General features: G+C 59.7%; 19 protein-coding genes. All 19 read left to right on the forward strand.

What is annotated here, in order from left to right; translation table 11 throughout:
* The first annotated feature begins 834 nt into the window (after positions 1-834).
* The 19 genes from KJA79_RS22600 to KJA79_RS22690 all read left to right on the forward strand — a co-directional run bounded on the left by KJA79_RS22600 (position 835) and on the right by KJA79_RS22690 (position 26,954).
* On the forward strand, positions 835-2,130 hold the full coding sequence (locus tag KJA79_RS22600; protein ID WP_213044375.1) for a nucleotide sugar dehydrogenase: 1,296 nt from the start codon (positions 835-837) through the stop codon (positions 2,128-2,130).
* 314 nt (positions 2,131-2,444) lie between these two features.
* The gene (locus tag KJA79_RS22605; RefSeq protein WP_213044376.1) at positions 2,445-4,763 is read left to right on the forward strand and encodes a secretin N-terminal domain-containing protein; all 2,319 of its coding nucleotides are present in this window, start codon (positions 2,445-2,447) and stop codon (positions 4,761-4,763) included.
* Complete coding sequence (locus KJA79_RS22610) at positions 4,760-5,266, forward strand: type II secretion system protein (RefSeq protein WP_213044377.1); 507 nt, start codon at positions 4,760-4,762, stop codon at positions 5,264-5,266. Before KJA79_RS22605 ends, KJA79_RS22610 begins: the two co-directional genes overlap by 4 nt.
* Entirely contained in the window at positions 5,241-5,648 is a 408-nt protein-coding gene (locus tag KJA79_RS23100; protein WP_213044378.1) for a prepilin-type N-terminal cleavage/methylation domain-containing protein, read from the forward strand. The genes KJA79_RS22610 and KJA79_RS23100 overlap by 26 nt, the downstream gene beginning before the upstream one ends.
* Positions 5,649-5,652: 4 nt before the next feature.
* Positions 5,653-6,492, forward strand: a complete 840-nt coding sequence (locus KJA79_RS22620; RefSeq protein WP_213044379.1) for a LysM peptidoglycan-binding domain-containing protein — start codon at positions 5,653-5,655, stop codon at positions 6,490-6,492.
* A 41-nt stretch (positions 6,493-6,533) separates the two neighbouring features.
* Complete coding sequence (locus KJA79_RS22625) at positions 6,534-7,748, forward strand: type II secretion system F family protein (protein WP_213044380.1); 1,215 nt, start codon at positions 6,534-6,536, stop codon at positions 7,746-7,748.
* Between the two features lie 69 nt (positions 7,749-7,817).
* Positions 7,818-9,545 carry a GspE/PulE family protein gene (locus KJA79_RS22630; RefSeq protein WP_425518133.1) on the forward strand — a complete coding sequence of 576 codons (1,728 nt, stop codon included), beginning with the start codon at positions 7,818-7,820 and terminating at the stop codon, positions 9,543-9,545.
* A gap of 3 nt (positions 9,546-9,548) precedes the next feature.
* Positions 9,549-10,556: a type IV pilus biogenesis protein PilM gene (locus KJA79_RS22635; protein ID WP_213044382.1), complete on the forward strand. Its 1,008-nt coding sequence runs from the start codon at positions 9,549-9,551 to the stop codon at positions 10,554-10,556.
* 3 nt (positions 10,557-10,559) lie between these two features.
* Positions 10,560-11,186, forward strand: a complete 627-nt coding sequence (locus tag KJA79_RS22640; protein ID WP_213044383.1) for a PilN domain-containing protein — start codon at positions 10,560-10,562, stop codon at positions 11,184-11,186.
* Positions 11,183-11,758, forward strand: a complete 576-nt coding sequence (pilO, locus tag KJA79_RS22645) for a type 4a pilus biogenesis protein PilO (protein WP_213044384.1) — start codon at positions 11,183-11,185, stop codon at positions 11,756-11,758. Before KJA79_RS22640 ends, pilO begins: the two co-directional genes overlap by 4 nt.
* Before the next feature lie 5 nt (positions 11,759-11,763).
* The gene (locus tag KJA79_RS22650; RefSeq protein ID WP_213044385.1) at positions 11,764-12,474 is read left to right on the forward strand and encodes a hypothetical protein; all 711 of its coding nucleotides are present in this window, start codon (positions 11,764-11,766) and stop codon (positions 12,472-12,474) included.
* Positions 12,475-12,484: 10 nt separating this feature from the next.
* Positions 12,485-13,087, forward strand: coding sequence for a type II secretion system GspH family protein (locus KJA79_RS22655; protein WP_213044386.1), 603 nt, complete (start codon positions 12,485-12,487; stop codon positions 13,085-13,087).
* 124 nt (positions 13,088-13,211) lie between these two features.
* Positions 13,212-14,525 carry a glutamate-5-semialdehyde dehydrogenase gene (locus tag KJA79_RS22660; RefSeq protein WP_213044387.1) on the forward strand — a complete coding sequence of 438 codons (1,314 nt, stop codon included), beginning with the start codon at positions 13,212-13,214 and terminating at the stop codon, positions 14,523-14,525.
* Positions 14,526-16,307: a hypothetical protein gene (locus KJA79_RS22665; protein ID WP_213044388.1), complete on the forward strand. Its 1,782-nt coding sequence runs from the start codon at positions 14,526-14,528 to the stop codon at positions 16,305-16,307.
* A gap of 169 nt (positions 16,308-16,476) precedes the next feature.
* Positions 16,477-16,995 (forward strand): type II secretion system major pseudopilin GspG, encoded by a 519-nt coding sequence (gene gspG, locus KJA79_RS22670; RefSeq protein ID WP_213044389.1) that lies wholly within the window; start codon positions 16,477-16,479, stop codon positions 16,993-16,995.
* A gap of 146 nt (positions 16,996-17,141) precedes the next feature.
* Positions 17,142-18,335: a response regulator gene (locus KJA79_RS22675; protein ID WP_213044390.1), complete on the forward strand. Its 1,194-nt coding sequence runs from the start codon at positions 17,142-17,144 to the stop codon at positions 18,333-18,335.
* A 79-nt stretch (positions 18,336-18,414) separates the two neighbouring features.
* On the forward strand, positions 18,415-19,737 hold the full coding sequence (locus tag KJA79_RS22680; RefSeq protein WP_213044391.1) for a hypothetical protein: 1,323 nt from the start codon (positions 18,415-18,417) through the stop codon (positions 19,735-19,737).
* An 865-nt stretch (positions 19,738-20,602) separates the two neighbouring features.
* Entirely contained in the window at positions 20,603-26,308 is a 5,706-nt protein-coding gene (locus KJA79_RS22685; protein ID WP_213044392.1) for a non-ribosomal peptide synthetase, read from the forward strand.
* A 1-nt stretch (position 26,309) separates the two neighbouring features.
* On the forward strand, positions 26,310-26,954 hold the full coding sequence (locus KJA79_RS22690; RefSeq protein WP_213044393.1) for a phosphopantetheine-binding protein: 645 nt from the start codon (positions 26,310-26,312) through the stop codon (positions 26,952-26,954).
* Positions 26,955-26,958: the final 4 nt, after the last annotated feature.

Genomic DNA, 26,958 nt, shown 5'->3' on the forward strand with positions numbered 1-26,958 from the left:
GAGACCGGGGCGCTATTGTCTGAAACCGAAATCGACGACCCATATACGTCCAGTATGCCGCAGGCTCCGGGCGTGCTTGAAAAATTACAGTCTACAAGAACTTTGGCTCCCGTAGGCTCGTTCGTCCAGACCCCGGCCGCGTGACTCTCCTGAGTACTGACTAGTCCGGCACAGAGAGCCAGGGCGGATACAAAAACAGCCAACCTCTTGGAGGCGTAAAACGTTGCGTTGCCGTCCATGTTCGTCCTCTTGGTGGTGAAAAGAATGTGGTCGGTTGGTAATAGGGTGACGTACCTCGATCTCCCTGGCGTTTCGCGTATTCAGAGGGAGAGCCGCTGGATCCCCACGAAGAAACCCGTGATCGAACGAACCCTAGGTTGGCTATATGGGAGAGCAAGATCAGTGCCTATCCGGACCTTGTCCGCCGTTACCATATCAAGTGCACATGTAACCTTGCAAATGGTTTCACGATTCTGGTGGCATCCTGCACCGTCGCTTGGTGCCGGAAACCCAGGCTTGGATATCCCCTAGTGTGTGGACGAGAGGTCATCGCCGGCCAAAATCGTTCTTGTTCAGGCAGACTCGATGTCGCGAAAGGCGCCTGTGCTGCTCGAGCAACACAGTTTGTCGTCACAGGTCCGCTCAGCCGTGGGGGATTGTGTCTATCGGTCTGGCTCTTCCCTGGCGTTGGTCGGTAAGGCTCCCGCGTAGCGAAGAGGCACGAGTGCGACCCAGTTGTGTCGCTCCTGGGAAATCGTTGACGGATGTGAGATATTCTGCCATTCTTTTTTACGACATTGCTGGTTCGCGGCGGTTATTGACGAGGGGAGTGACATGGCGAAGAAGATGCAGCGGCAGATCGCGGTTGTCGGGTTAGGGTATGTGGGATTGCCCATTGCGGTGGCATTCGGTAAATCCTCGCCGGTGATCGGGTTTGACATCAATAAGACGAAAGTTGATGAATTGCGCAAGGGGGTGGACCGGACGGGAGAAGTCTCCGCGCAAGATCTCAAGGCCAGCCGAGTTCGATATACCTCAGAACCCAGTGATCTGAAAACCGCAGACTTTATCATCGTGGCGGTGCCGACTCCCATTAACAATGCCCTGCAGCCGGACCTCACCGCTTTAAAAAAGGCTTCGGAGCTGATCGGGGCCAATCTCGCTCCAGGTGCCATTGTGGTGTATGAATCGACGGTCTATCCCGGTGCGACAGAGGAAGACTGTTTGCCGATCTTGGAGAAGGCGTCCGGCATGAAGAGCGGCATAGATTTCAAGATCGGGTATTCGCCGGAGCGTATCAATCCGGGGGATAAAGAACATACGCTCGAACGGATCATCAAGGTGGTGTCGGCGCAGGACGAGGAGTCGCTGGAGATTGTCGCCCAGACCTATGGAATGGTCGTCAAAGCCGGGATTCATCGCGCATCGAGCATTAAGGTCGCTGAAGCAGCCAAGGTCATCGAGAATACGCAACGCGATCTCAACATCGCATTGATGAACGAACTGGCATTGATCTTTCACCGGTTGGGAATTGATACCCGATCGGTGTTGGAAGCGGCGGGAACGAAGTGGAATTTTTTGAAGTTCAATCCGGGGCTGGTTGGTGGACATTGTATAGGAGTGGATCCCTACTATCTGACCGCAAAGGCCGAATCCGTAGGGTATCACCCCGAAGTGATTTTAGCAGGTCGACGGATCAACAACAGCATGGGCAAGTACGTGGCGGAGCAAACCATGAAGTTGTTGAGCCAGGTCGAGCGCCCGGTGAGCGATCTGCGTGTGGGGGTATTGGGTTTGACCTTCAAGGAGAACGTCCCGGATCTACGGAACAGCCGTGTGCCGGATATCGTGAATGAGCTGAAGGAGTATGGCATTCAAGTTATCGTCCACGACCCGCTCGCAGAACCGGAGGAGGCGGTGGGGGAGTATGGACTTCGTCTCTCACCTTGGGATCAGCTCAAGCAGCTCGACGGGATTATCCTGGCGGTGGCGCATAAGGAATACCTTAAGATGAGTATTCCTGAGTTGCTGAAGCCGTTGCGGAAACAGCGGAATAACGTCGTGGTCGATGTGAAGAGCGTGTTGAGCCCAGACAGCTTGCCGGGCTCGGTCAAGTATTGGCGGCTGTAAGCCGTCGCTGAACGGCACGTCCGAACCTCTGGCCCGCGTGTGTGCCTGCTGTTCGATTCCTCGGAGACCTGGCTTTCACCCGGTCTCCGGGTTTTCCCTCTCTCGCACGTTTTCCAACTAATGCCGTGTGTCATATCTGCCGAAAGAGGTCTGAGTGCCGTAGCGGCCTCCTGCCTGTTTCAAGCGAGAAACTGATTGTCGCGTATGTGTCAGTTTGATATACCAAAGAGGTTGCAACCTTGTTGATCAGATCTATGCGTTCATCCTTCCTGCTCCCTCACGCCGGCCATATGTCCTTTCGATGCGGCCGAGCAGTGCTGACTATCACCGCCCTCGCGTGGAGTCTTGCGCTGACCGCCTGTGGAACATTGAACTCCGCTGACGTTAAACGCGGAGATCAGCATCTGGCGGCGGGAAACTGGGAAGAGGCCAGTGTCGCGTATCGCCAGGCGCTTAAAGACGATCCCTTCGAACCGTCACTCCAGAACAAATATCGAGTTGCGCGCGAGCGTGCCGCTGCGGCTCATGATGAGCGCGGCCGGCAGTTGCTGAAGGATCATCAGTTCGAACAGGCGGCCGAGGAGTTCAAGCGAGCGTTGACGATTGAGCCGACCAGCAAAGAGTACGAAGCCGGGTTGACCGAGGCCTTGCGGCTTAGAGAGGCGCGTGAGCGGTATCGCGAGGCGGAACGTCTGGCGCAGTTGGGCCGGGTCAGTGAAGCGATGGCCGTGTATATGCGGGCCGTGGAATTAGACCCCACTTACAAGGATGCCTTGGACGGAGTCGCCCGGCTTTCGGCCGAGCAGCATGCGGCAGATCGGGATGATCGGCAGAAACAGCCGGTCACCCTGCAATTTCGCAATGCCGGATTGAAGGAAGTGGTGGAGGCTTTGGGAAAAGCGGCACACGTGAACTTTGTGTTCGACAAAGATGTCCGCAATGATCCGATCACCGTCTCATTGGAAGAGAAGCCGTTTGATGAAGCCCTCTCGCTGGTGCTGAACAGCAACAGCCTCTTCGCGCAGAAGGCCGGTCCGACCCTCTTCATCATCAGTCCCAACACGAAACAAAAGCAGGAACAGTATCAGGATTTGATGATCCGGACCTTCTACCTGTCATCGGCCAAGGCCAAGGACATGGTGGCGTTGCTGAAGTCGATGCTGGATGTGAAGCATATCCATGGCAATGAGGCGCTTAATACGATCGTGGTTCGCGATCAACCGGAGAAGGTAGAGTTGGCGGAGAAGATCATTCAGGCCAACGATCGCGAGGATTCCGAAGTGCTGTTCGATGTGGAAGTGCTTGAGGTGAACAGGACCGTCGACCAGCAATATGGTCTCTCGTATCCCAAACAAATCGCCGCTGCCATGGTGCCGCCCGGATTTACCAGCTCGATCGCCGGTGACATCGCGCAGCAATTCACCTATCGCAACCTGGCGAGTTTGGGGCAGGACAATTATCTCTTCAAGCTTCCCACGAACGTGCAGCTTGATTTCTTCAAGCAGATCACGGATGCCAAGACCTTGGCTGCGCCGAAGGTGCGCGTGCTCAACAACAAGAAAGCGGAAGTGAATATCGGTGACAAGCAGCCGATCCTCCTGTCCACGACCAATGTGTTGCCGGGGCAGGCCGCAACCGGTGCGGTACCGACTACTTCGACGGTCACCTCGATCGAGTTTCGTGACACCGGCGTCAAACTGACAGTTGAGCCGAACATTCATCTGGCGAATGAACTGTCCTTGAAAATGAAGATTGAGGTGATTCGCCTGGGCGACACGGTCTTGCTGCAGCAATCCCCCCCGATCTCGCAGTTTAAGTTCGGCAACCGCTCGGCGGAGACCATGCTCAATGTGCGCGACGGAGAGACCATTGTGTTGGGCGGTTTGTTGCAGGAGGAGGACCGTCGTACGAAGGTCACGATTCCCTGGATCGGCGACATTCCGTTTCTGGGAAACCTGCTGAGTTCGTTCAAGACACAGCGAGTGACGACGGAAGTCATTTTGACGATCACACCGCACATCGTGAATTCTTTGCGTCTGCCTGGCCCGCAGGGGCAGGCGTTCTGGTCCGGAACGGAGTCGGTCTATTCCACAGCCCCGTTATTTGCCATGCAGCCGAAGCAGGTGGCGGCTCGTGTCGCGTTGCCGGCCGGTGCGGGAACCGCGACAGAGAAACCGGTGTTCAAGAAGGGCAAGGCGGGCGTGACGAGTCCTGAGCCGGCGTCGCTCGGATTCCAGCTGTCCCTCCAGCCCGCAGATGTGACAGTGCAGACCGACAAAGAGGTGCGCGTGGATGTCATGGCTGCCCACGCCCAAGGTTTCGACACTGAAACACTGACGTTGGAGTTCGATCCCAAGATCCTCGAATTTCGGGATGCCACGCTCGGCGAAGTCCTCGGGACCGAAGCGGGCAAGGCTCCGGTGGCGGCGACATCCTCGCTGACGGACGGCCTGGTCGAACTGCGTCTTCATCGGTCTGCGGGGGTGACGAAGGATGACGGGCGTCTTTTGCGGGTGACGTTCCTTGCCAAGACTCCCGGTGTCTCGACGGTGCGGCTGCACACAGCGAAACGCGGCGCCGCTGAGACATCGGACGGACCCGTCGAAGTGACAGGAGTGGTGAGAGTGCGGTGAAACAGTCCGGCGTGACGTTGCTCGAATTGCTCGTGACCCTGACGATTCTCACGATCCTGGCCGCTGTCGCGCTGCCGTTCACCAAGGTTTCCACCAAACGGACCAAGGAGATCGAGTTGCGGCAGAATCTCCGGGTGATCCGAGCCGCGATCGACGCCTTTCACCTCGAATGGGCGCGTGACGGCGATACGCTGACAGGGCCAGCCTGCGTCAAGAACCGGTTGAGTTGTAAAGACGTCACCGGCCCCTACGGATACCCGAAATCACTCGAGGTCTTGTTGGGTGTGAAATTGACCGGGGAGCAGGCCACTGTCCGCGGAACGACTATTCGCCGCTACCTCCGATCGATTCCACTCGATCCGATGACCGGCGCGGCCGACTGGCGCCAGCGTTGCTATCGAGATCCCGCCAGTGTCAAAGACTGGTGTGGGGAAGATGTGTATGATGTTACGACTCAGAGCCAGGAACTGGCCTTGGATGGCACCAAATACCGTGAGTGGTAAGCGCGCATGGGCGGTCTCCACCCCTCGCGGTTTTACGATTATCGAATTGATGATTGTCGTGACGATCGTCGGGATTCTCGCGACATTGGCGGTTCCCTCCTATCATGCCGCCATCATTAAAGCCAAGGAAGGCGCGTTACGACAGGATCTCTTCTCGCTTCGCGATGTCATCGATCAGCATCGGGCCGACAAAGGTAAGTATCCGGAGAGCATTCAGGCCCTGGTGACGGCTGGCTACCTTCGTCGAGTGCCGACTGACCCGTTAACAGGAGTGACCACATCCTGGCAGGAGATGGTCGACGAGGCCGAGGGCGGGATGGTTGATGTGTTTTCGGGATCTGATCTTGTCGGTACCAACGGGGTTCCCTACAACCAATGGTAAGGCCATGAACATCATGATTCACCCAACGATTCACAGACGGCGGATGGGCAGAGGATTTCGATGCTGGTGCTGGGTCGTGGCGATGCTGCTACCGTATGTCTCAATCGGCTGTGCGCGTGTGACGCCGATGTCTGAGCCGTCCCCAACGGATCTGCAGGTCACGGCGGACTCCCTCAAAGCGGCGGTCCGGGAGGCACAGCGCACTGCGGCCGAATTACGTACGGAGCTGGACGCCCAGCGCAAAGAACTGGCTGATGCACAGCTGGCCAGAGCACAGCTTCAAGGTATGTTGCAGGAGACGGAGCGGCGTCTCGCGGATGCCAGACAGATCATCGACTTGCAACGTGAGGAGTTAGCCGAGGCGCGTTCGGAGCGGGAGCGTGTCGCGCAGGCGGTTCAGCCGCCTCACAATCGGTCGCGGCAGTCGACGATCGGGCCGGCTCGCCGAAAATCTCTGCCGGCGGTACCGGAAATCGGAGCTGAGACGTCGATGGGGAAGGACCTCTCTGCGGAACAACCGGCTACGGTACTGGATCTGGCTGACTCCAGCCAGGCACTGTCTCCAGAAGGTCAGACGGGATCGGGACCGATCGTGTCCCCTACGGTTGAGTCAGCCGTCGCCTTCACGCCGGCAGGCGAGCCGCCGGTCAGAACGGTTGTGATTCATAGCGGAGACACTTTGTGGGCGATTGCACGACGTCATAAGGTTGGGATGAATGCGCTACGCTCACTGAACGGTTTGTCGGGAGACCGGATTGTGGCTGGGCGGTCGCTCCGTTTGCCGGAGCCTCGGCACCAGCATGCGGCGATCCAGCCGCCTTCAAACGGCGCTGTTGCTCAATAGTGAGCGGATAGCCTCGCGTGCTCCGTTGGATCGATGAACTCATGGCAGTTTTCTCCTACAGAGCGGCACGAGCGGATGGCACGACCTTCGAGGGCCATATCGAAGGTGACGATGAACATCTGGTGCGTGCCAAGCTCGAGTCCGACGGTCTCCTGGTCTTTCGTCTGTCACGACGGGGTGCGGGGATCGGCGTGCCGGGTCTTCCGGCCGGGCGCTGGGGGAAGTTGCCCCTTCAGGATTTTCTCGTGTTCAACCAGGAGTTGCTGGCCCTGATCAAGGCAGGGTTGCCGGTCCTGCGGGTGTGGGATCTTCTGATCGATCGCACCCAGCGAGCGCCGTTCCGTGAGGCGTTGAAGGCTGTACGGCAGGACATTCGTGGCGGCGCGTCGGCTTCGGAGGCGCTCGGTAAGCATTCCGTCTATTTTTCCGATCTCTATCTGGCCACGATTCGTGCGGGCGAGCAGTCGGGCAATTTGGCGGAGGTGCTTCAACGGTACATTGCGTACCTCAAGTTGATGATTGGTCTGCGTCAAAAGGTGACGAAGGCGCTGGCCTATCCGGCATTCCTCGTGGTCGTCGGTATCGCGGTGGTGGGATTTCTCCTCAGTTACGTCATGCCGACCTTTATCTCGGTGTATGGCGAATCCTCTGCCAATTTGCCGACCGCAACCCGGTTGTTGATCTCAGTGATTCACATGGGAGAGGCGCAGCTGATCCCGGTGGCGATCGTTGTGATCGTGGCGACCGTCCTGGGACGTGCCTGGTATCAGACATCGGCGGGGCGGTTGTCCGTCGACCGGAATTTGCTCCGATTGCCCCTGTTAGGGACCATTTTGGTGGAGCACCATACCATCCAGCTGACCCGTACGTTGGCGACGGTATTGGCGGGAGGAACGCCCATTGTTGAAGCGCTGGAGATTGCCCGTGGCGCCGTCTCCAACCGCTTCGTGTCCCGTGGGTTGGTCTCGGCGGTGAATGAGATTCGGGAGGGTAGCACGCTGGCCGCCGCGATTGAGCGACCGAAGATCTTGCCGAAATTGGCGATTGAAATGCTCTCGGTCGGAGAAGAAACGGGCTCGCTGGAGCCCATGCTCAGGGATGTGGCCGAGTTTTACGAGGGCGATCTCGATGTGCGTCTCAGCCAGTTGACGACCTGGATCGAACCGGTGTTGTTGCTGGTGATGGGCATATTGGTGGGTGGGATCGTGATCATCATGTATCTCCCGATCTTTCAAATGGCCGGGACAATTCAATGATGCGGCAGCGCGGCTTGAGATGTTTCTCACAATGGTATCAGATTCCGGTCGGAGGCGAGTAGCATGGCTATGCAACGTCATCTCACGCGACCGTCGTTGTCCGATGTGCTGGTGCGCGAAGGCATTCTCACCCGGCGGACGGTGGATCAGGTCGTAGTCCGTCTGGGGGGCAGCACCGCGGCGTTGGGGCAAACACTGGTCGAGGAAGGCACGATCTCCGAAGCGGAACTCGCGCAGGCTTTGGCGGCCCAGTTTGGGCTGCCGTATGACCAGCTCACCGGCTTTCGGGTGGATCCGGAGTTTTATCACACGATTTCAGTGAAACTGATGCGACGCCACCCTTTCGTGCCTGTGAAAGACGAGGCGGGCGTCCTGACCATCGCCATTTCGGATCCCCAGAATCTGCTCGCGTTGGATGAGTTGGAAATTCTCCTCAATCGGCCGCTGCACTATGTGGTGAGCTCGCGGAGCGCGATTCAGGCTGCGCTGGAGCGAAGCGAGGGATCGAGCCAGGCGCTCCGGGAATTGGAAGCCGAGTATCGGTCGGTGTTGGTCAAGGAAGACGAGCGAGGGGAAGAGGTCCTGACCGTCGATCACTTTGGTGAAGACCAAAGCCCGGTGGTTAAGCTGCTCGACACCATCATGCTCAGCGCGATGCAACGTCGGGCGAGCGACATCCACATCGAGGCCACGGATCGCGCGACCACGGTTAAGTTCCGCGTGGACGGTATTCTGGTGTCAGCGATGGACCCGCTCGACGTCAAGCTGCATCCACCGCTGGTGTCCCGGTTGAAAGTCATGTCAGACCTGGACATCGCCGAGCGGCGGGTGCCGCAAGACGGAAGCTTTCGCATGCGCCTCGACCGGAAAACCGTCGATTTCCGGGTCTCGATTCTGCCGAGTGTGTTCGGGGAATCCGTCGTGATCAGAATCTTGGATCGGGAGGCGATCACGACCGGTGTGTCCACGTTGCGCCTGGATCGGCTCGGGTTCAACCCCGAAGATCTCAAGCGGTTCCGGCGCGCCATCACGCGACCCTATGGCATGGTCCTCGTGACGGGCCCGACGGGCAGCGGCAAGACGACGACGCTCTATGCCGCCATCAGCGAAATGAATATTCAGGAAGATAAGCTGATCACGATTGAAGACCCAGTGGAATACCAGTTGCCGGGTGTCGTGCAGATCCCGGTCAACGAAAAGAAGGGCCTCACCTTTGCGCGAGGGTTGCGATCGATTCTGCGTCACGACCCGGACAAGATCATGGTCGGAGAAATCCGTGATGCCGAGACGGCGCAGATTGCCATTCAGTCCGCTCTCACGGGCCATCTCGTGCTGACGACCGTGCACGCGAACAACGTCTTCGATGTGATCGGTCGATTCGCCTCGATGGGTATCGATTCCTACAATTTCCTCGCGGCGTTGACCTGCGTCTTAGCGCAACGACTGATCCGGGTGATTTGCCCGGACTGCAGGCATCAGGTCCCACTCGATCAGGCGCTGGCCGAGGAGTCCGGTCTCGACTATGACGAATTCAAGGGTGCGCCGTTTTACGAAGGCAAGGGCTGTTCGGAGTGTCATGATACCGGCTATCGAGGACGAAAGTGCATCACCGAGTTTCTGGATCTGACCGATGAAATCAAGGAAATGATTCTGGCGGATCGGGCGCTTTCGGAGATCCGGTATCGCGCGGTGACGGACGGCATGATTACGCTGCGTCAATCTGCAGTGAAGAAAGTGCTGGCCGGAGAGACGACGTTGCGCGAAATCAATCGCGTCACGTTCAGCGAAGAGCGCTAACCGATGTGGGATTGGATTACCAGTCGGCCGCAGTATTGCCTCAAAATCGGCTCGCATGATCTGGCCTGGGCGGAAGTCCACCGGAACTGGCGAGGGCGGCCTCGGTATCAGTGCGTCGTGTCGGCACTGCCCGAGGGCATCGTCCGTCTGTCACCGCTGGAGCAGAACATCATGTTGCCCCACGAGCTGGAATCGCATATCCGGGCGATTGCCGGCTCGGCGACCACGCAGGCTCCCGGTCGATCCTCCACCCCCGGTGTGCCACGGGCAGCGACGGTGATTTTGCCGGATCTGGCTGTCCGGCTCGCCGTCGTGCGATTGCAGGATCTTCCCTGGAGTTCCGAGGAGCGGGATGCATTGGTACGGTGGCGTCTGGGACAGGAGCAACTCTTGTCGCTCAGCGGCGCCAAGGTGTTTTCTCAAGTCTTGTCCGAACCGGCTGCCTCCGGCGACGGGCCCTGCACGGTGTTGGCTGTGGTGGTGCAGGAATCCGTGTTGGCGCAGTACGAATCCGTCTGTGAAGCCGCCGGGCTGATTCCGCAGGAGGTCGATGTCGCGAGTCTCCGCCTGTATAACCTCTGGTCTCAAGGGGCGTCCAGGACGGCCCAGCCGACGGTCGATTTATTGTGGGTCAATGCGACGGATGGCGGAGTCACGGCGTTTGTCTTTCACAAGGGGGCGTTGGTATTTCTCCGTTCCAAATTGCAGGGCGGTATCGGGTCGGGCGGGGTGTGGCCATCCGGTTCGGAGCAAGTCGGCATTAATCGTATCGTGCAAGAGTGTGCGGATTCGATCTACGCCTGCCAGCAGCAGGTGCCGGAGTTGTCTATCAGCCAGGTCGTGTTGATCGCCGACGACGTGATGGGGCCTGGGTTGCGACAGCAGTTGGAGAAGGGGTTGGGCGTTCCCGTGCAGGAACTCGACTGGGACCGTGTGCAGCAGTACGGTGGGGGTACGATTACGGGACCTCGGAGCAGCGCTGCACTACCGGCCATCGCGGGGGTCGTCTAAGGGATGCTGCTGGACAATCTGACATCGTTGCTTCGTGATGTGGCCTTACGGATCGGTCCGCCCGCCGCTCGCAGCGGTCTCTTCACGATTAACCTGAGCAGCCGCTACCGGTGGTATCTGGCGCCGGCTCGGCTGGTGATCATGCTCTTGGCGGGGGCGATAGGGGTGGCCATGCTCTGGGACATGTCCCAGGCCTGGTTGGTTTGGCAAGACGTCCAATCAATGGAAACGGCGCTCAAGCAGGTTCAGGAACGAGATCGGGAGCTCTTGAAGGAGGCACAACAGGAGGGGCTCGACCTCTCGGATGCCGCGCTTCAGCTACTTCCCAAAGAAATCGAGTTTGCCAATCACTTGATCGAGAAACGGAGTTTCTCCTGGACGCGATTTCTGACTGAACTTGAACGGGCGATTCCTCAGCGGATTGCCGTCAACAGCATCCGGCTGGACCCGGCGAACGCCACGATCATGCTGACGGGTTCCGCCCGCGCGTTGGAGGATGTGACCACACTGACGGTGACATTTCAGGATCATCCCCAGTTTAAAGATCCGGTGCTAGGCCAGCATCGGGTGATGACCAATGGCCTCGTGGAGTTCGACCTGACCCTGCGCTATCGGAATCGGAACCAATGATGTTTCCAGGCCTTGATCGTCTTCAACTGACCTGGCGCCAGCCCTACGCGCCCATTCTTCCTTGGATTGCCTTCGTGGCCGGGCTGTTCGTGTTGAGCTATGGTATCCACGTCTTGGTGCTTGGCGCGACGGAAGAGGAGCAGGTACGACTCGAAAGCGAGTGGGTGAAGGCACGGCAGCAGTTAAACCGGCACAAGGAGGCCAAGAAGGCCAAGGCGGATCTCCAGCGGGTGTGGGCCGTGCTGCCCTTGTTCAGGGATTTCGCGCCCCTGGCGCTTGGCGTGACGGAAGAAGCGAAGCGTGATCAAGTCACCTTACCGGCTCTGTCCTATAAAACGGAAAAGACGTCGGTTCCCGATGCCAGTAAAGCCGTGCTGCAGGGGACGGTGACCGGACGTTATGAGGATTTGCGTCGATTTCTGTACAACCTGGAGTCGGCGGAAGAACTGTTGTTCATTGAGGACCTCAACCTGGTTCGCTCGGGCAACGTCCAAGATCAGCAACTGACGTTCAATATTCGAATTTCGACCTATCTGCGCGGGGAACATCTGCAATCCCCGACGACGCCGTAACGCACATGAATCGAGTCAGCAAAAATCAAGGATTGTTGCTGCTGTCCCTCGTGGTACTCTGGATCGGTTTGCTGATCTGGCAGTTTGACCACTCGAGCGAGCAGGCGCGAGTGCCGTTGACCCATGTCAGCGGGCAGCGCACGACGGGGAAGCCCACGGCATCGCCCGCCGGCGGCGATCTGCAGGTGCACCTCGAGCGGCTGGCCGCCATCAAGGGACAAAGGGACGCCACCTTTGCCACCCCGCGCAACATTTTTGCCAGCCTACTCCCTCAAGTCGAGCCGGTAGCGATTCCCAGTCCGGCGCCTCGCCGTGGGCGGTCTCGTGGCCCTGCCAAGCCTTCGGCGCCCCCTCCCACGGAGGAGGTGGTTGAAGAACCCCAGTCCGAAATCAAGACGGATGAGGAACCGGTTGAGGAAGGGCCCAAAGGTCCCACACCGGAAGAGATCGAACGCTTGCGCATCGCGACTGAGCTGAATCAGTTCCGGTATGTCGGGTTCATGGCGGTCGGCGGCGGCACGCAAAGGAAAAAGAACATGGCGGTGGTGGTCAAAAACGACGAAATGCATGTCGTGCAGGTGGGCGAAGTCATCGGCGGCGAGGTGTTGGTCAAGGATGTCTCGCAGAAGGACATCACGCTGCAAGACGTGGCGTCAAAAATCACGCAGGTCATTCCGGTCACGGATGATCCCGGAGCGGGGGGACAGCCCAACTAGGAGGATGCGGTTGCGGCACCACCTCGAGAATACGCGCGGGATTACCTACCTGGCTTTGATGTTTTCCATCGTGCTGATCGGTATCTCCGTCTCCGCCGCCGCTCGTCAATGGACCGTCATGGTTCAACGGGAAAAAGAAGCCGATCTCATGGCGAAGGGGATCGAGATTCAAAATGCCCTGGCGCTCTACTCAGCCTACATGAAGATCGGGCGTATCATGCCCGCTGAAATCTATCCTCAGTCCTTGGCCGAATTGACACGTACGCCGAAACCCTTCCTTCGCCGGGTCTACGAAGATCCGGTCGGCGGTGGAGAGTGGGAGTACATGCGCGCGCCCACCGGAGGCATTATGGGGGTGCGCAGCAAGAGTAAGGCGAAACCCATCAAAGAACGTGACTTTCCCCTCGCGGTCCGCCACTTTGAAGGCCGCAAGACGTATCATGATTGGATCTTCCAGCATCCGAATCCCTCTTCGCAATCCATGTTGATGCCGCCGATGATGGGCCTGGCGCCCGGCAACATGCCGCAGCAACCGGCAGCGCAGGGTGCCGTTCCGGGAGCGCCTGCCCCGCAAGCCGTTCCACCGATGCCCGGCGCTCCCCGGAACCCTTGACCCGACTCCGAACCCCACAGTATTCTGTCCCGCTATAGTCCATCGCGCCGACGTTCACCCTCTTGATCGGTCGAGCCTTCGGCCTCGGCGCCTGACGCTTTGCCACACAGCAGGATTTCACGACATGGAACAAGATCTGACCGAAACCCAGGCTCCGGAACTCGATGCCCCGAGCGACGTGCTCTCTCCCGAAGACTATGTAGCGGCGTTGGTGAAGACGGCCAAGGGAGCAGCCGGCCGACTCGCGACCCTCTCTACCGCGGTTAAGAACCAGGCCTTGCTGGCCATGGCCGACGGCCTTGAGGCGCAGGAAGCCGAACTACTGGCTGCCAATGAAAAAGATCTCGAGCCGTTCGACTCCACCCCCGAAAGAAAGGCGGTCGCCGACCGGCTGCGGCTGACGGCGGAACGTGTTCGCGATATGGCCGCGGGGATCCGCGATATCGCCCGTCTGCCGGACCCCCTCGGCGAAACGCCCAAGATGTGGACGCGTCCGAATGGGATGCAGGTCGGGCGGATGCGGGTGCCCATCGGAGTCATCGGCATCATCTATGAAGCGCGTCCGAACGTAACAGCCGATTCCGCGGCGCTGTGTCTGAAATCCGGTAACGTCTGTCTCTTGCGCGGCGGCTCTGAAGCGCTGCACTCCAACACGGCGATCGCCAAGGTGCTGAGTGACTCTGCCGAGAAGGCCGGCGTGCCGTCCGGCGCGATCACCTTTGTCGACCGTCCGGAACGGGAGATTGTGCAACTGTTGCTGAAGCAAGATCGCTGGATCGACCTCATCATCCCCCGTGGCGGCGAATCACTCATGAAGACCATCGCCGAACACGCCACGATTCCGGTGCTGAAACACGATCAGGGCGTGTGTCACACCTATGTTGACGTTGATGCCGATCCACTCGTCGCGGAGCAGATTTGTCTGAACGCCAAAGTGCAGCGCCCCTCCACCTGCAACGCAATGGAGACATTGCTGGTACACCAAACGATCGCGCGCACCTGGTTGCCCCATCTCGTGGGTCGGCTCACGGCCGCGAAGGTCGAGGTGCGTGGCTGCCCAAAGACCATTCAGCTCTGCCCCGAGGTGAAGCCGGCGGCTGAGGACGACTTCGGCAGGGAATTCCTTGATCTCATCCTCGCCGTAAAGGTGGTCAAGAATATGGACGAAGCCTTGGAGCATATCGCCACATTCGGATCCCAGCATACTGAAGCGATTGTGACCAAGGACTACGCGCGCGCGATGCGGTTTCTACGCGAGGTGGATGCCGGCGCGGTACTGGTGAATGCCTCAACCAGGCTGAACGACGGGTACCAGTTCGGGTTGGGGGCGGAAATCGGCATCAGTACCTCCCGCCTCCATGCGCGAGGCCCGATGGGGCTTGAGGAACTGACCTGTTCGAAGTTTGTTGTGTTGGGGAGCGGCCAAATCCGCGAATAAATGCCGGCCGAGCGTTCCTTACAAGACATTCTGAGACGCCCCGGTACGCTCACGTTTCCTGCCAATCTCACCGACGAGCCGCAGCTCTCGGCGTCTGCCTATTCTTCCGTACGCCAGCCGACCGGCCACCTCACTCTGTATGGAAGTCACGGTCGTCGAATCCTGGCGACCGACCCGGACGGGTACCCGTTGCACGAATGTGAGTGGGGGATGGTCGATGGGAGGTGGTCCCTTCTGCGTGCCAGGGTTCATCTTGACTGGGGAGCGTGGGTCGGCCTGATTCCGAGCGGACTCGTCAACAGGATGACGCTGGACTTGTCGCGAAAGCCTGGCTGGCAGCGGCTGCGGGCCGACGACCTTCGAAACATGGCGGCCCAGGCGATGCGGGTTCCGCTTGATGAGGTGCGGTGCTTTTACAGCGACCAGGATATGACGATTGATGCGAGGGGGACCGCCACGATCCGGCATCGCAAAGACGCGATCTACCATTTGCCGGACGGCACTTTCGACGGCAAGGTCTTCATGGCCTGTATGGGCGCCATGCATTGGGAATCGATCGATTTTCTGCCGGTCGTCGAACTCTTTCTCTCGCTGTTGCCCGGCACCGGCTCAGCCCTGTTCGAACTGATCCGCGGGCTGTATGACGATCAAAATCGTGGTGCCTCCACCCCTCGGGCGCTGCACTATCGTGGAATTCCCACCTATCCGTCCGAAGCGGCGTACCGACTCTTCAGCAACTTCTTCTTCCCGCAACTCCCCGGGGGGGGAGATCCATTCCCGGTTTTTATGGATGCACCGCGCTCGCATCTCGTGAGCTGGATGCCGGTGCCCGATCCCCCCAGGCGATATGTTGATAGTGAGCAGAAACTCTGCGTCACGATACAAGGTACACGCGTGTTGAAGGCCACTTGTTCGGATGATTCGGCCGGCCTGTCCTATCAGCCGTTCGACCGTCAGGGATCTGCTCCCGGCCAGCGTGGGTTGGGGGTGGAGGGAGACCGGTTGCTGCTGATGGATCGGACGACCAGGAGGGCGATTCCGTTACCGACTGGATGGGGGGCCGTTACCGGCCCACCGATGCCTTCGGCAGTGCAGTCGGTTTCTGATTGGCTGTCCGTCTTCAAGAGGGCTTCGCTTCAAGTCAGTCCCGAGGACGCGTTCGGTGCGGTGCTATTCTACCCCGATGATCAGCAGGAGATCGGGGAATTGGCCACTCAGCCGTTTGTCGCCGACTATCTGCAGGACCTCCTCGAACAGGATCGCGTGCTGGCGGCTCGAGTGGCGGGAGCGGGGCGGGTATGCATCACCGGATTCGATAGCGCGATTGTGACCTGTATCGGCCATGATCGCCCGCGCGTCTATACGGTGTGGTACGAGCATCCGGCATTCGCGCAGCGGCAGGCTCAACAGTTATGGAATGTGCTGGCGCGCGCGCAGCGATTGGACTGGCTGAACCACCTGTCGATGCGGCCTCAGGCTGAGGATGGAGGCGAGGAAGGTCTTGTCTATCAGCTCGCGTATGAATGGACGCCGTTCAGGGTATATGACGACCCTCCCGCGATCGTTCAGCGGATGCAGCGGTTGGCTGGTCGGTTGACTGCCGGGGCGGTGGCGTTCATCGTGGGGCCGGCAGCGGTAGGGGATGGCTGTCGAAAGGCCGGATTACACCTGCAGGCCATGATGCCGGTGGCGTCGCTCCCCACGTTTCGCATGCATCAAAGTGTGCTGCCGCGTGCGCAGTTGAAGCCGGGAGTCATGTTGTATCAAGTCGCCAAGCCGTGAGGCCTGCTCGTATGATGCCCAACGCCGGTTCATGCAGAGAGACGAACAGGTTCGCTTGTCTCAGGGAAATCAGCTACAGTCCATTCGAAGTTCCTGTTACAATTCCGAGTCGCTCGAACTGCACATGAAAGAGGGAAGCCGGAATCGGTCGAGAAGGAGCGGATCGTCTATGGGATGGCGTCGCGATGTCAGAACGGCAGTCAGTCGGTCAGTCGGCCCGTCGACCGCGCTCCGCTGCGGTCAGATTGAGCGGCTGAGACGCTGTGGGGGATTCTCGTTCATCGAGTTGATGATCGTCGTGGTGATCCTGGCCATTCTGGCCACGCTGTTGATTCCACGAGTCATGGGCCGCACGGAGGACGCGAAGCGGGCGGCTGCCAAAGCACAAATTTCCAATATCGAAAGCGCGCTGCAACTGTACAAGCTGGATAACGGCAATCTTCCTTCAACCGAGCAAGGATTGAAGGCGCTTGTTGAACGTCCGGCATCGGGTCCCGCGGCGCCGAATTGGAAGGCCGGCGGGTATCTTCCAAAGGTGCCGGTCGATCCCTGGGGCGCTCCCTACAAATACACGGTTCCCTCTCCGCAGGGCGCAGAATTTGAGATCCTCTCGTTCGGCGCCGATGGTATCGCCGGGGGAGACGGCAAGAATGCGGACATCGTCAGTTGGGATCTGGATCGAAACTAACCTATTGAACGTGTATGGGCTTTGTCCGCTCCCTGCCGCTTTCTGCGGCTCGATGCCACCATTCTGACCCGACTGACTCCGACTCAAGATCAGCCCCTGGTTGTCCGAAGAAGAGAGGAGGGGCATGCTTTCAGGAGGAGCGGGTGATGCGTCGAGTGATCTTTGTGGACGATGCACCGGAAATTTTGCAGCATCTTCGACGAATATTAGGTCCCATGCAATCTGAGTGGGACATGCAGTTTTTCCCTTCCGCAGCTGCCGCGTTGCCTGTGATCCGCGAGGGAGCCTGTGACGTCGTGGTGTCCGACATGACGATGCCAGTGATGGACGGTGCCCAATTCCTCAGTGAGGTTCGTACGCTCTCGCCGGAGACGATCCGAATTGTGCTGTCCGGCGACCAAAGCCCTGTGAATCATCTGCGGTCCGCCGCTGTCGCCCACCGGTTTCTGCAGAAGCCGGTTGATCTGAGCGTATTAAAAGCGACCATCGCGCAGGCGGAGGCGTTGCGCGCGGTGTTGGCGAATCCTGCGCTCCGGAGCCTGGTGGGTGAGATCAAGGTGCTCCCCAGCCTGCCGTCGATCTATCAGAACCTCATGCAGGAAATGCAGGCCCCACAGGCGTCGTTAAAGAAGGCCTCCCGCATTGTGGCCAAAGACCTCGGCATGATGACCAAGATCCTTCAGCTCGTGAACTCCGCGTTTTTCGGACTCAGGACCCACGTGTCCGATCCCGAGCAAGCCGTGGCCCTGCTGGGGTTCGACACCATCAAGTCGTTGGCGCTCTCCAGTCAGGTGTTTGCACAATTTGACCAGGGCCGGCTTCCCTCGTTTTCCCTGGAAGACCTGTGGCGTCATGCGATGTTGACCGGCACCTGCGCGCGTCGTATCGCCAAGGACGCCGGCGCCAGCCAACAGGTGATCGATGAGGCGTTTACCGCGGCGCTCCTGCACGACGTCGGGGTCCTGGTCCTCGCCGCCAACAAACCGGAAGACTATGCGCGGGTGTGCGATCTGATGCGTACGCAACGGATGCCGGACTGGGCTGCTGAACGGGACGTGTTCGGTGCGGATCATGCCCATGTGGGTGCCTACCTCCTGGGGATTTGGGGGCTCGGCGACGGAATTATCGAGGCCGTGGCCTTCCACCAGCATCCGGGTGAGTGTCAGGCGCCAGGGTTTACTGCCGTGACGGCAGTGCATGTCGCCAACGCCATCGCCGAGCAACAAGCGCAAGGCGAGGCCGATACCGCCGATTTGGCCGGTGTGGATCAGGAGTATTTGGCACGCGAGCAGTGTCTTCTCCGTCTTTCCGGCTGGCGCGAGCTCTGCGCTGCTGCCTGATCGCCTCTCCGCTCGCTTGACCGACCAGCCTTCCCCGCAGTACAACCACGCTTTCTGCGCACCCTCTACGCGAGGCAATATGGTTCGGCGTCTGGTGTTGATCTGTCTCTCGACCGTTGGGCTCTGGATGCTCCAGATTGTGGGGAGCCAGGCCGGCACGATCGTGGTGGACCTCAGTGTCGAACAAGGGCCGATGAATCACCGGGCCAACGGGTATCTCGTCAGTATAGAACCGACGGAGCCTCCGACGAGCCTCATTGCTCCCTTGAAACCCACGAGTTTCCGGGGGAATGCGGGGTATATCTTCAACAATTACGATCGTCTCGCCCAAGTTGGTGTGACGGAGTTTCAACTCACGCTCGGCTTGGTATTTCATCATCTCGCCCTCCAAATTTTTGATATCAACCAGATCGGTCTCGACGGAAACTATACGCCCTGGTTGGCCCATGTGGACCGTGTCATCGATCAAGTTCTCGCGCGTCGGCTCCACGTGTTGTGGGATATCTACAACGAGCCGGATCTCGCTGCGCTTCCGCTCAATGACAATGCGCGACTCAAGGAAGGCTGGCGCCTCGCCTATCGACGCATCAAGGAGCGTATTCCCGCTGCCCAGATCGTGGGGCCAAGCGTCAGCCGATACCGTCTGCTCAAGCCATTTCTTGAATGGAGCCAGTCACAGGACGTGTTTCCCGATGTGGTGGCGTACCATGAGTACGGCGATCCCGGCGGAGTTCTGGGGTACGTGGACGATCTGCGAAGCTATTTGCGCGCGCAAGGGTTGGCCAGACCGATTTCGGTGAACGAGATATTGGGGCAGGAGTCGTGGACGATTGCCGGTTATACAGCGGGGGTGATTGCCGCCTATGAGCGGGCCGATATCCTCAGTGCCATGCGGGCGTGCTGGCCCGATCCTCAGGACATGAGCCGGAGCTCCGTGGAGAATACCTGCGACAACCCTACGCTGGACGGGTTGTTGTATGTCGACCGCCGGTCGAAGCGGCCGGGCTGGCACATCTATCAGACGTATGCCGATATGCGTGGCGTGCGGGTATCAACGATGACGGACAGTCCGACTCTTCACGCCCTTGCGGCGTTGGAGCAGCCGTCCGGCACTCTGCGGTTGCTCCTGGGGAAATATCAGGACTCCTCAACGGAGGAGACCAGAGTGGTCATTAGGAACAGCCATGGACGGGTGTGGTCTGCGTCAAACGAAATACCGCATCTCTGCGCCGAACGTATTCCCGATGTGGGTTCGGCTCCACTTGAGAAGCCGGTAGTCACGATCGATCAGTCCCTGCCGGTCTCCGAGCACGAGATCTCCTTCCTTCTGCCTGAGTTCTACCATTCGGACGCCTACCGCATTGTGCTCGGGCCATCAACGAGCTGTCCAGAGCATCGGTAAGTGCGACTCAGCTCGGTCCCCTTACAGCGCAAGCGCTTTTCGAGCAGTTGTGGAGTTGGTGTAGGCCTCACTCTCGCCAGAATGACGTACACATGCCCGCCGTTAATGGTGCCGAGTGACAGAATTGAACTGTCGGTACCAGCCGCTTCAGGATATGGCATTGCAGTCTAGCGAGCCAAATCTGTTTGTGATTGTCCGCTGTGGTGAGCTTGGATAACCGGATGGACCACTGGTCGTTTACCATCGACCGTGAAGCCATCCCTGCAAAACCATCGCGGCATACAAATCGCGATGGTTCCGATTTCCAACCTGCCCACTCATGTTGATTTCCAGACCCGACATCCCCAAATCTGACCAACGAAGACCTCGCAAAACGGCACGTAATCCATGCTCCACTGCGCGTTCAGGTCGGCAGAAGACCGTCCGCCCCCAGTGACTTCAGCGTTTCCCCCCGCCCCAGCTGCCGTGTGGAATCGGAGCGTCACATAGAATACAGCAGCCAAACCGGTTTGTGACGATCAACCAGCCCACGCGCTTCAACGACATTCAGATCCGCTGATGGCCAACGCCTTTCGCGCATGCTCCTGTTCGGTATGGGGTGGCGATGTGCGCGTTGATTTCTCAGTGCGTCTTTTCCGTACAAGGTCGGAAGGCGAAAGTGGCCTCACGATCGATCTGCGCGAACGTTTCCTCAAAGTTCCTGTTGAACCGCTGCGGCGGAGAAGTCACCGCGAGAGGTCCCTGCTGTTTCAGAACGGATCAGGAAGATGAACATGCAAGATTCCTCACGCCATACGTCTTAGGAGAAGAGAGGACGCACAAGGCTATCAACTAGAGCAAGCCATTTCACGGTGTGGTGACAGGGATGCACACGACACTCACAGATCTCCTTCATTCTCGGGGCACAAAAACTCCCGCTCGGCATGCGTATAGCTACCTGCTTGACGGAGAAGGGAATGAGGTTCGGTGGGACTACGGTGAATTGGACCGGCGCGCAAGGGCCATTGCCGCGTGGCTGCAATCGTACGGGGCAGAAGGGTCTCGCGCACTGTTGCTCTTTCCTCCGGGGCTAGACTATGTCGCCGCATTTTTCGGTTGTCTCTATGCCGGCGTCGTTGCCGTGCCGGCCTATCCGCCGCAACGCCAGCGAGGCGTGCCGCGGGTGCGCGCGATCCTTGCGGACTCGCGAGCCGAATTTGCCCTCTCGACGACGTCCGTCTGTGACCTGCTCAAGCGTGTGATGGAAAAGGGAACAGCCTGTGAAGATCTCGCCGCGCTGCAATGGCTGAACACCGACCAGGTCGAGCCCGGCATTGAATCACATTGGACTCACCCGCGCCTCACACCCGATACGCTGGCATTTCTCCAATACACGTCCGGGTCGACCGGAACCCCCAAAGGCGTCAAGGTGTCGCACGGCAACCTCTTGCACAACCAGCGGGCGATCCAGGAATCCTTCGGGCACACGCCGGACGATGTCATCGTGGGCTGGCTGCCGCTGTATCACGACATGGGATTGATCGGAAATATCCTACAGCCGCTCTATGTAGGCGCCCCCTGCATTGTGATGTCACCCGTCCACTTTCTGCAGAAGCCTGTCCGATGGTTGTCCGCGATCACCAAGTATCGTGCGACGACGAGCGGCGGGCCGAACTTCTCGTACGAACTCTGTGCAAGGCAGGTCACCGACGCCCAGCGCGCCGATTTGGATCTCCGTTCCTGGAGCGTGGCGTTTAACGGGGCCGAGCCGGTGCGTGCGGCAACTATTGAGCGCTTCTCGCAGCGGTTTGGTGTGTGCGGTTTTCGCCGGCAGGCCTTCTATCCCTGTTACGGATTAGCGGAAGCGACGCTGCTGGTGACGGGTGGAACGAAGGGTGCGCCCTTGGTTGTTCGCTCGAATGGGGCCGGCGCCGGTGCCGACGAGGCGTGGGAATCTTCCACTGCTCGGGACACCCGCATCGTGGGTTGCGGAAGGGCAAGAGCTGGACAGTCGGTCCGTATCGTCCATCCGGATTCCGGCATTGCGTGCCCCGATGGTCAAGAGGGGGAGATTTGGGTCGGGGGTCCATCCGTAGCGCAGGGCTATTGGGAGGATGAGGAGGCATCCAAGGCGACCTTTCAGGCGACGTTGGCGACGAGCGGCGAAGGCCCGTTTCTCAGGACGGGCGATCTCGGGTTTCTGCATGGCGGCGACCTGTTCGTCACGGGTCGCTTGAAGGATCTCATCATCGTCCGCGGCCGAAACCATTACCCACAGGACATCGAGCGGACGGTCGAAGAATGCCATCAGTCCCTCAGGCCCGGTGGTTGCGCGGCCTTCTCTGTGACCGAGGGTGAAGAAGAGCGGTTGGTCGTGGTGCAAGAGGTTTCGCCGCGCCCCGGAACGCTCGATATGCCTGCGATCACTGATGCCGTCCGTCAGGCTGTGGCGCAGGCTCATGAGGTGGCGATCTCCGCCATTGTGCTTATCAAGGCCGGGAGTTTACCTAGGACCTCCAGTGGAAAGGTGCAGCGAAGCCTCTGTCGAACGCAATTCCTCGCCCGATCGTTATCCGCGGTGGGGGAGTCGACTCTGGAGCCAGTCCAGGACGCTCCGGCTCTGGTCCAAGAGACCCTCGCCTCAGGGTTGGCAGAGAACGAGGACGTGGGAATGGCGATCGCCGAACTGTGGTCCCAGGTGTTGAACCGACCGGCAGTGGGACCACAGGACGACTTCTTTGCCCTAGGTGGAGATTCCCTGCGTGGATTGCAGATGGTCGCGCGTGTCCAGGAGGTTCGAGGCATCGAGGTTCCGCTGGATAGGCTGTTTGAACATCCGACACTCGCCGCCTTCACGGAGTTCGTCTCCTCCGTTATTCCTGCTCCGGCTGAGTCCTCAGGCGACTCGATCCCGACGACGGCGCGGGAGAGCACGTTGCCCCTGTCGTTTTCTCAGGAACGGTTTTGGTTCTTCGAACAGTTGTCGTCCGGCAGTTCGAACAACAACATTCCGGTCGCATTGCGACTACAGGGGCCGCTTGAGGTGGAGGCCCTACGTAGTGCGGTGAACGAGATTGTTCGACGTCACGAGATCCTCCGGGCTTCGTTCACACTGGTCGACGGCCGTCCGTCCCACGTCATCGCCCCGCATCTGTCGCTCCCCTTGGCCATTGAAGAACCGATCACCGGCAGCAAGGGGCAGCGGGACACGGACATGCTCTCTGTGTTGCAGGCGGAAGCCTGCCGACCGTTTGATCTGGCTGCCGGGCCGCTGATTCGTTGCCGCCTGTTTCGACTCGCGGAGACCGATCACCTGTTGTCGGTCACCGTGCACCACATCGTCGCCGACGGCCAGTCAATGGAAATCATCCGGCGTGAATTGTCCAGCCTCTATACCGCCTTCAGGCGCAACCGAGCCGTCTCTCTGCCGGTGCTTCCCCTCCAATACGTAGATGTCGCAGCGTGGCAGCGCCGGCAGGTCGGCAGTGACGTCGAGCGTCGGCAACTCAAATTTTGGCGAAGCCGCCTTGACGGGGTGCCGCCGTTGCTGACGCTACCCTGGGACTATTCACGTCCCGCGGTTCAGGGCCATCGAGGCGCACGGTATTCCTGGACGATTTCAGGGTCCACCGGCGAACGCCTTCAGGACCTGGGCCGTCGTTATCGGGTGACGCCGTTCATGCTGTTGCTGTCGGCCTTTGCGCTGCTGCTGTCCCGATACAGCGGTCAGACCGACTTCTGCATCGGCACGCCCGTAGCCAATCGTGGGAGACGCGAATCGGAACAGCTCGTCGGCTGCTTCGTCAATACGGTTGCCTTGAGGATGGAACTGGGCTGTGCCCCGAGCGTTTCCGACTTCCTGCGCCAAGTGCGGAAGACCGTGCTCGAGGCGCAGGCGCACCAGGAACTTCCCTTCGAACGGTTGGTGGATGAGTTGGGGATGGCGAGGGAGCTCGGCCATACACCGTTGTTCCAGGTCATGTTCGTCTTGGAGGAGACACCACCGGACGCCTCGCGGCTTGACGACCTGAACGTCTCGCGGCTGCCCGTCGGTACGGGGACCTCGGTGTTCGACCTCACCTTAGAAATGGTCCGCAAGCCGGACGGCAGCGTGGACGCCGTGTTTGAATATAGTACCGATCTGTTTGCCGACTCGACCATCGCACGAATGGCCGGACACCTGGATGAACTGCTCCGGCAACTCGTGACGGCACCGGACGGGCATCTGAGCGAACGCCCGATGCTTTCGGTTGCGGAACAGGCTGCGGTGCTGGCCCTGGGCAAAGGACCGCACAAGCCGGCGCTTCAAGACGCTTGTCTCCATCGCCTGATCGAATTACAAACAGGTCTCACGCCGGACGCACCTGCGCTTGAAAGCGCGCAGGGTGCCCTCACCTACGAGGACGTGAACCGCAGAGCCAATCAGTTGGCGCGATATCTCCGACTGCAAGGGATCGGGCCGGATCTGACTGTGGGGCTCTGTGTCGATCGTTCGTTGGAGCTTGCGGTCGGCCTGCTGGGGTGCCTGAAGGCCGGTGCCGTCTATGTGCCGATGGATCCCGCCTATCCGATCGAACGCAAATCCGCGATTCTTCGCGACGCGCAACCCTCCTTGATCCTGACACAAGCCAAACACGTTGGCGGGTTGCCGCCGCATGCGATGGCGACCTTCTTTCTCGATGAGCAATGGGAAATCGCCGCCGCGTTGCCCGACCATAATCTCATGGCCGGCCCACATCCGGATCAGCTGGCCTATCTGTTGTACACGTCCGGCACGACGGGACAGCCGAAAGGCATCGGCATCTCTCATCGCTCCCTGAGCAATCATGGTCTGGCCACGCGTGAGGCCTACGGGCTTTCAGCCCAGGATCGTGTCCTCCAGTTTTCCTCCGCGAGTTTCGACGTAGTGGCGGAAGAGTGTTTCCCGACGTGGCTGGCCGGGGGCACCGTCGTGTTGCGATCCGACGTGCCCGTTCCCGCCTATAACGATTTCAGCGACGACCTCCGGAAGCGACAGGTGACGGTCGTCAATTTGCCGACCCCGTATTGGGCCGGATGGATCGAGGAGGTGGAACGCACCGCTGTGGCGCTCCCGCCGTCCCTCCGGCTGACGATCGTCGGCAGCGAGAAGGTGCACGTGGACGATCTGCGCCGTTGGAGACGCATAGCCGGCTCCTGTGCCTGGTGCAATGCCTATGGACCGACCGAGGCTACCGTCACCGCCAGCATCTATCCCCTGGAGAGCGGCGCACCGAAACCCGAGTGGCGAACCGTTCCCATCGGCCGGCCGATCGCCAACGTCGAACTCTATGTCCTGGATCCTCACTGTCAGCCGGTCCCGATCGGTGTCTCCGGCGAGCTCTACATCGGCGGAGCAGGATTGGCGCGCGGATACCACCGCCTGCCTGCGCTGACAGCCGAACGCTTCATTCCTCATCCTTTCAGTATCGAAGGAGGAGCGCGGTTGTATCGCACGGGCGATCTGGCGCGCCGCCGGGCCGACGGCCAATTGGAGTTTCTCGGCCGCAGAGATGATCAAATCAAGATTCGCGGTTTCCGTGTGGAGCTGCAGGATATCGAGAGCCACATCCGGCTTCATCCACAGGTCAAAGACGTTCGGGTGTGGCTTGAGTCCGACCAGGGTGCCGATTGGTCGACGCTTCTCGCGGGGGTGCGCGAGGTCGAGTGCGAGCAGATGGTGCGGAGCATCGAAACGCTGTCGGTGGCCGAGGCGCAATGGCTCTACGACCTGGAGTCGGATAGCGAGCAACGGAGGAAAACGGTGATTCAACGCAAACCGGAATTCGAGGTGTTCCTCAAGATCAACAAGGATGAGTTCCTCACCCCTCCGCGCGCCAATCAACGCAATTGGCTGCTGCGGCGTGCCCTCGACGAGTTCTCCGACGATCTGCTCGCCCTCGACGACGTGTCCAAACGGTTCGTGTCCGGGTCGGACCGGGCCGACATCGCGCGCAGCTGGACGGACAGTCATGCGGAGTATCGACCGTCGGAGCTGATCATCGAGGGGCAGCAGGTCATGCAGGATTGGGAGGCGCCGTTGATGAAGGCGATGGCCGATATCGTCACCGACCAGCGGGGCGACGTGCTCGAAATCGGGTTCGGCATGGGGATCTCGGCTTCCTACATTCAGGCGGGTCAACCACGCTCCCACACCATCATCGAATGCAATCGGGAGGTCATGCAGGCCTTCGGCGAATGGACCGAGCGTTATCGCGATCGCGATATCCGGCTCGTGCAGGGGCGCTGGCAGGACGTGGTGGACGATTTGGGGATGTTCGACGGCGTGTTCTTCGATACCTATCCAGCCAGCGAGGCGGAGTTCGAGGAATCGGTGATCAATAGTATCAATTTCGCCGAGGGGTTCATTCCCGTCGCGGCGAAGCTCCTGCGTCCCGGCGGCGTCTTTACCTATTACACCAACGAGATCGATTCCTTCAGCCGACGCCACCAGCGGTTCCTGCTGTCGCATTTCAGCTCCTTTACGCTGAGCGTGGTGCGATCGCTCCTGCCGCCGGACGATTGTCATTACTGGTGGGCGGACTCCATGGTGTTGGTCAAGGTGGTGAAGTGACATGACGGATCAGATGCAGCGCATCCAGCGACTCAGTGATTCCCACCGCCGGCTGCTCCGCCTTCGTCTGACCAGGCAGGAGCGGGCGGGCGAGGCGCGCCTGGTTGGGTATGTCGTGGTCCACGGATCCCATGCACTCACCGGGCTCGATCTCCGCGAGTTTCTCGCCTCCCGGGTACCGGACTATATGGTCCCCAGCCGCTGGGTCTTCCTGGATGCCTGGCCGACAACCACCCGCGGCAAGGTCGATCGGAAGGCGTTGCAGGCGCTGGTGCGATCCGCGCCGGACTCCTCTCGGGAACGGGCTCTTCCGGCGGACCAGCGCGAACGGGCGGTGGCCGCAATCTGGGAAGAGGTGTTGGGAGTTCGGGACATCGGCGTTCATGACAACTTTTTCGACCTCGGCGGCCATTCGTTGCTGCTGCCAAAAGTGTTGACGCAGTTGCGGACCATCGCCGATCGGGATCTTTCGATGGTGGATCTGTTCCGCTATCCCACGATTCGTACCTTGGCCGCCGCGATGGGAGGCGCCCAGGATGCCTCTGTCGAAAACACTCGGACTCAACAGCTGAAAGACACGCGCAATGCGGGGGTGCGTCGGCTCAGGCAACGCCGTGCCCAGCGGGCTGGATCGAAAAGCGAATGAACCG

It is taken from the genome of Nitrospira defluvii, assembly GCF_905220995.1.
Lineage (GTDB): Bacteria > Nitrospirota > Nitrospiria > Nitrospirales > Nitrospiraceae > Nitrospira_A > Nitrospira_A defluvii_C.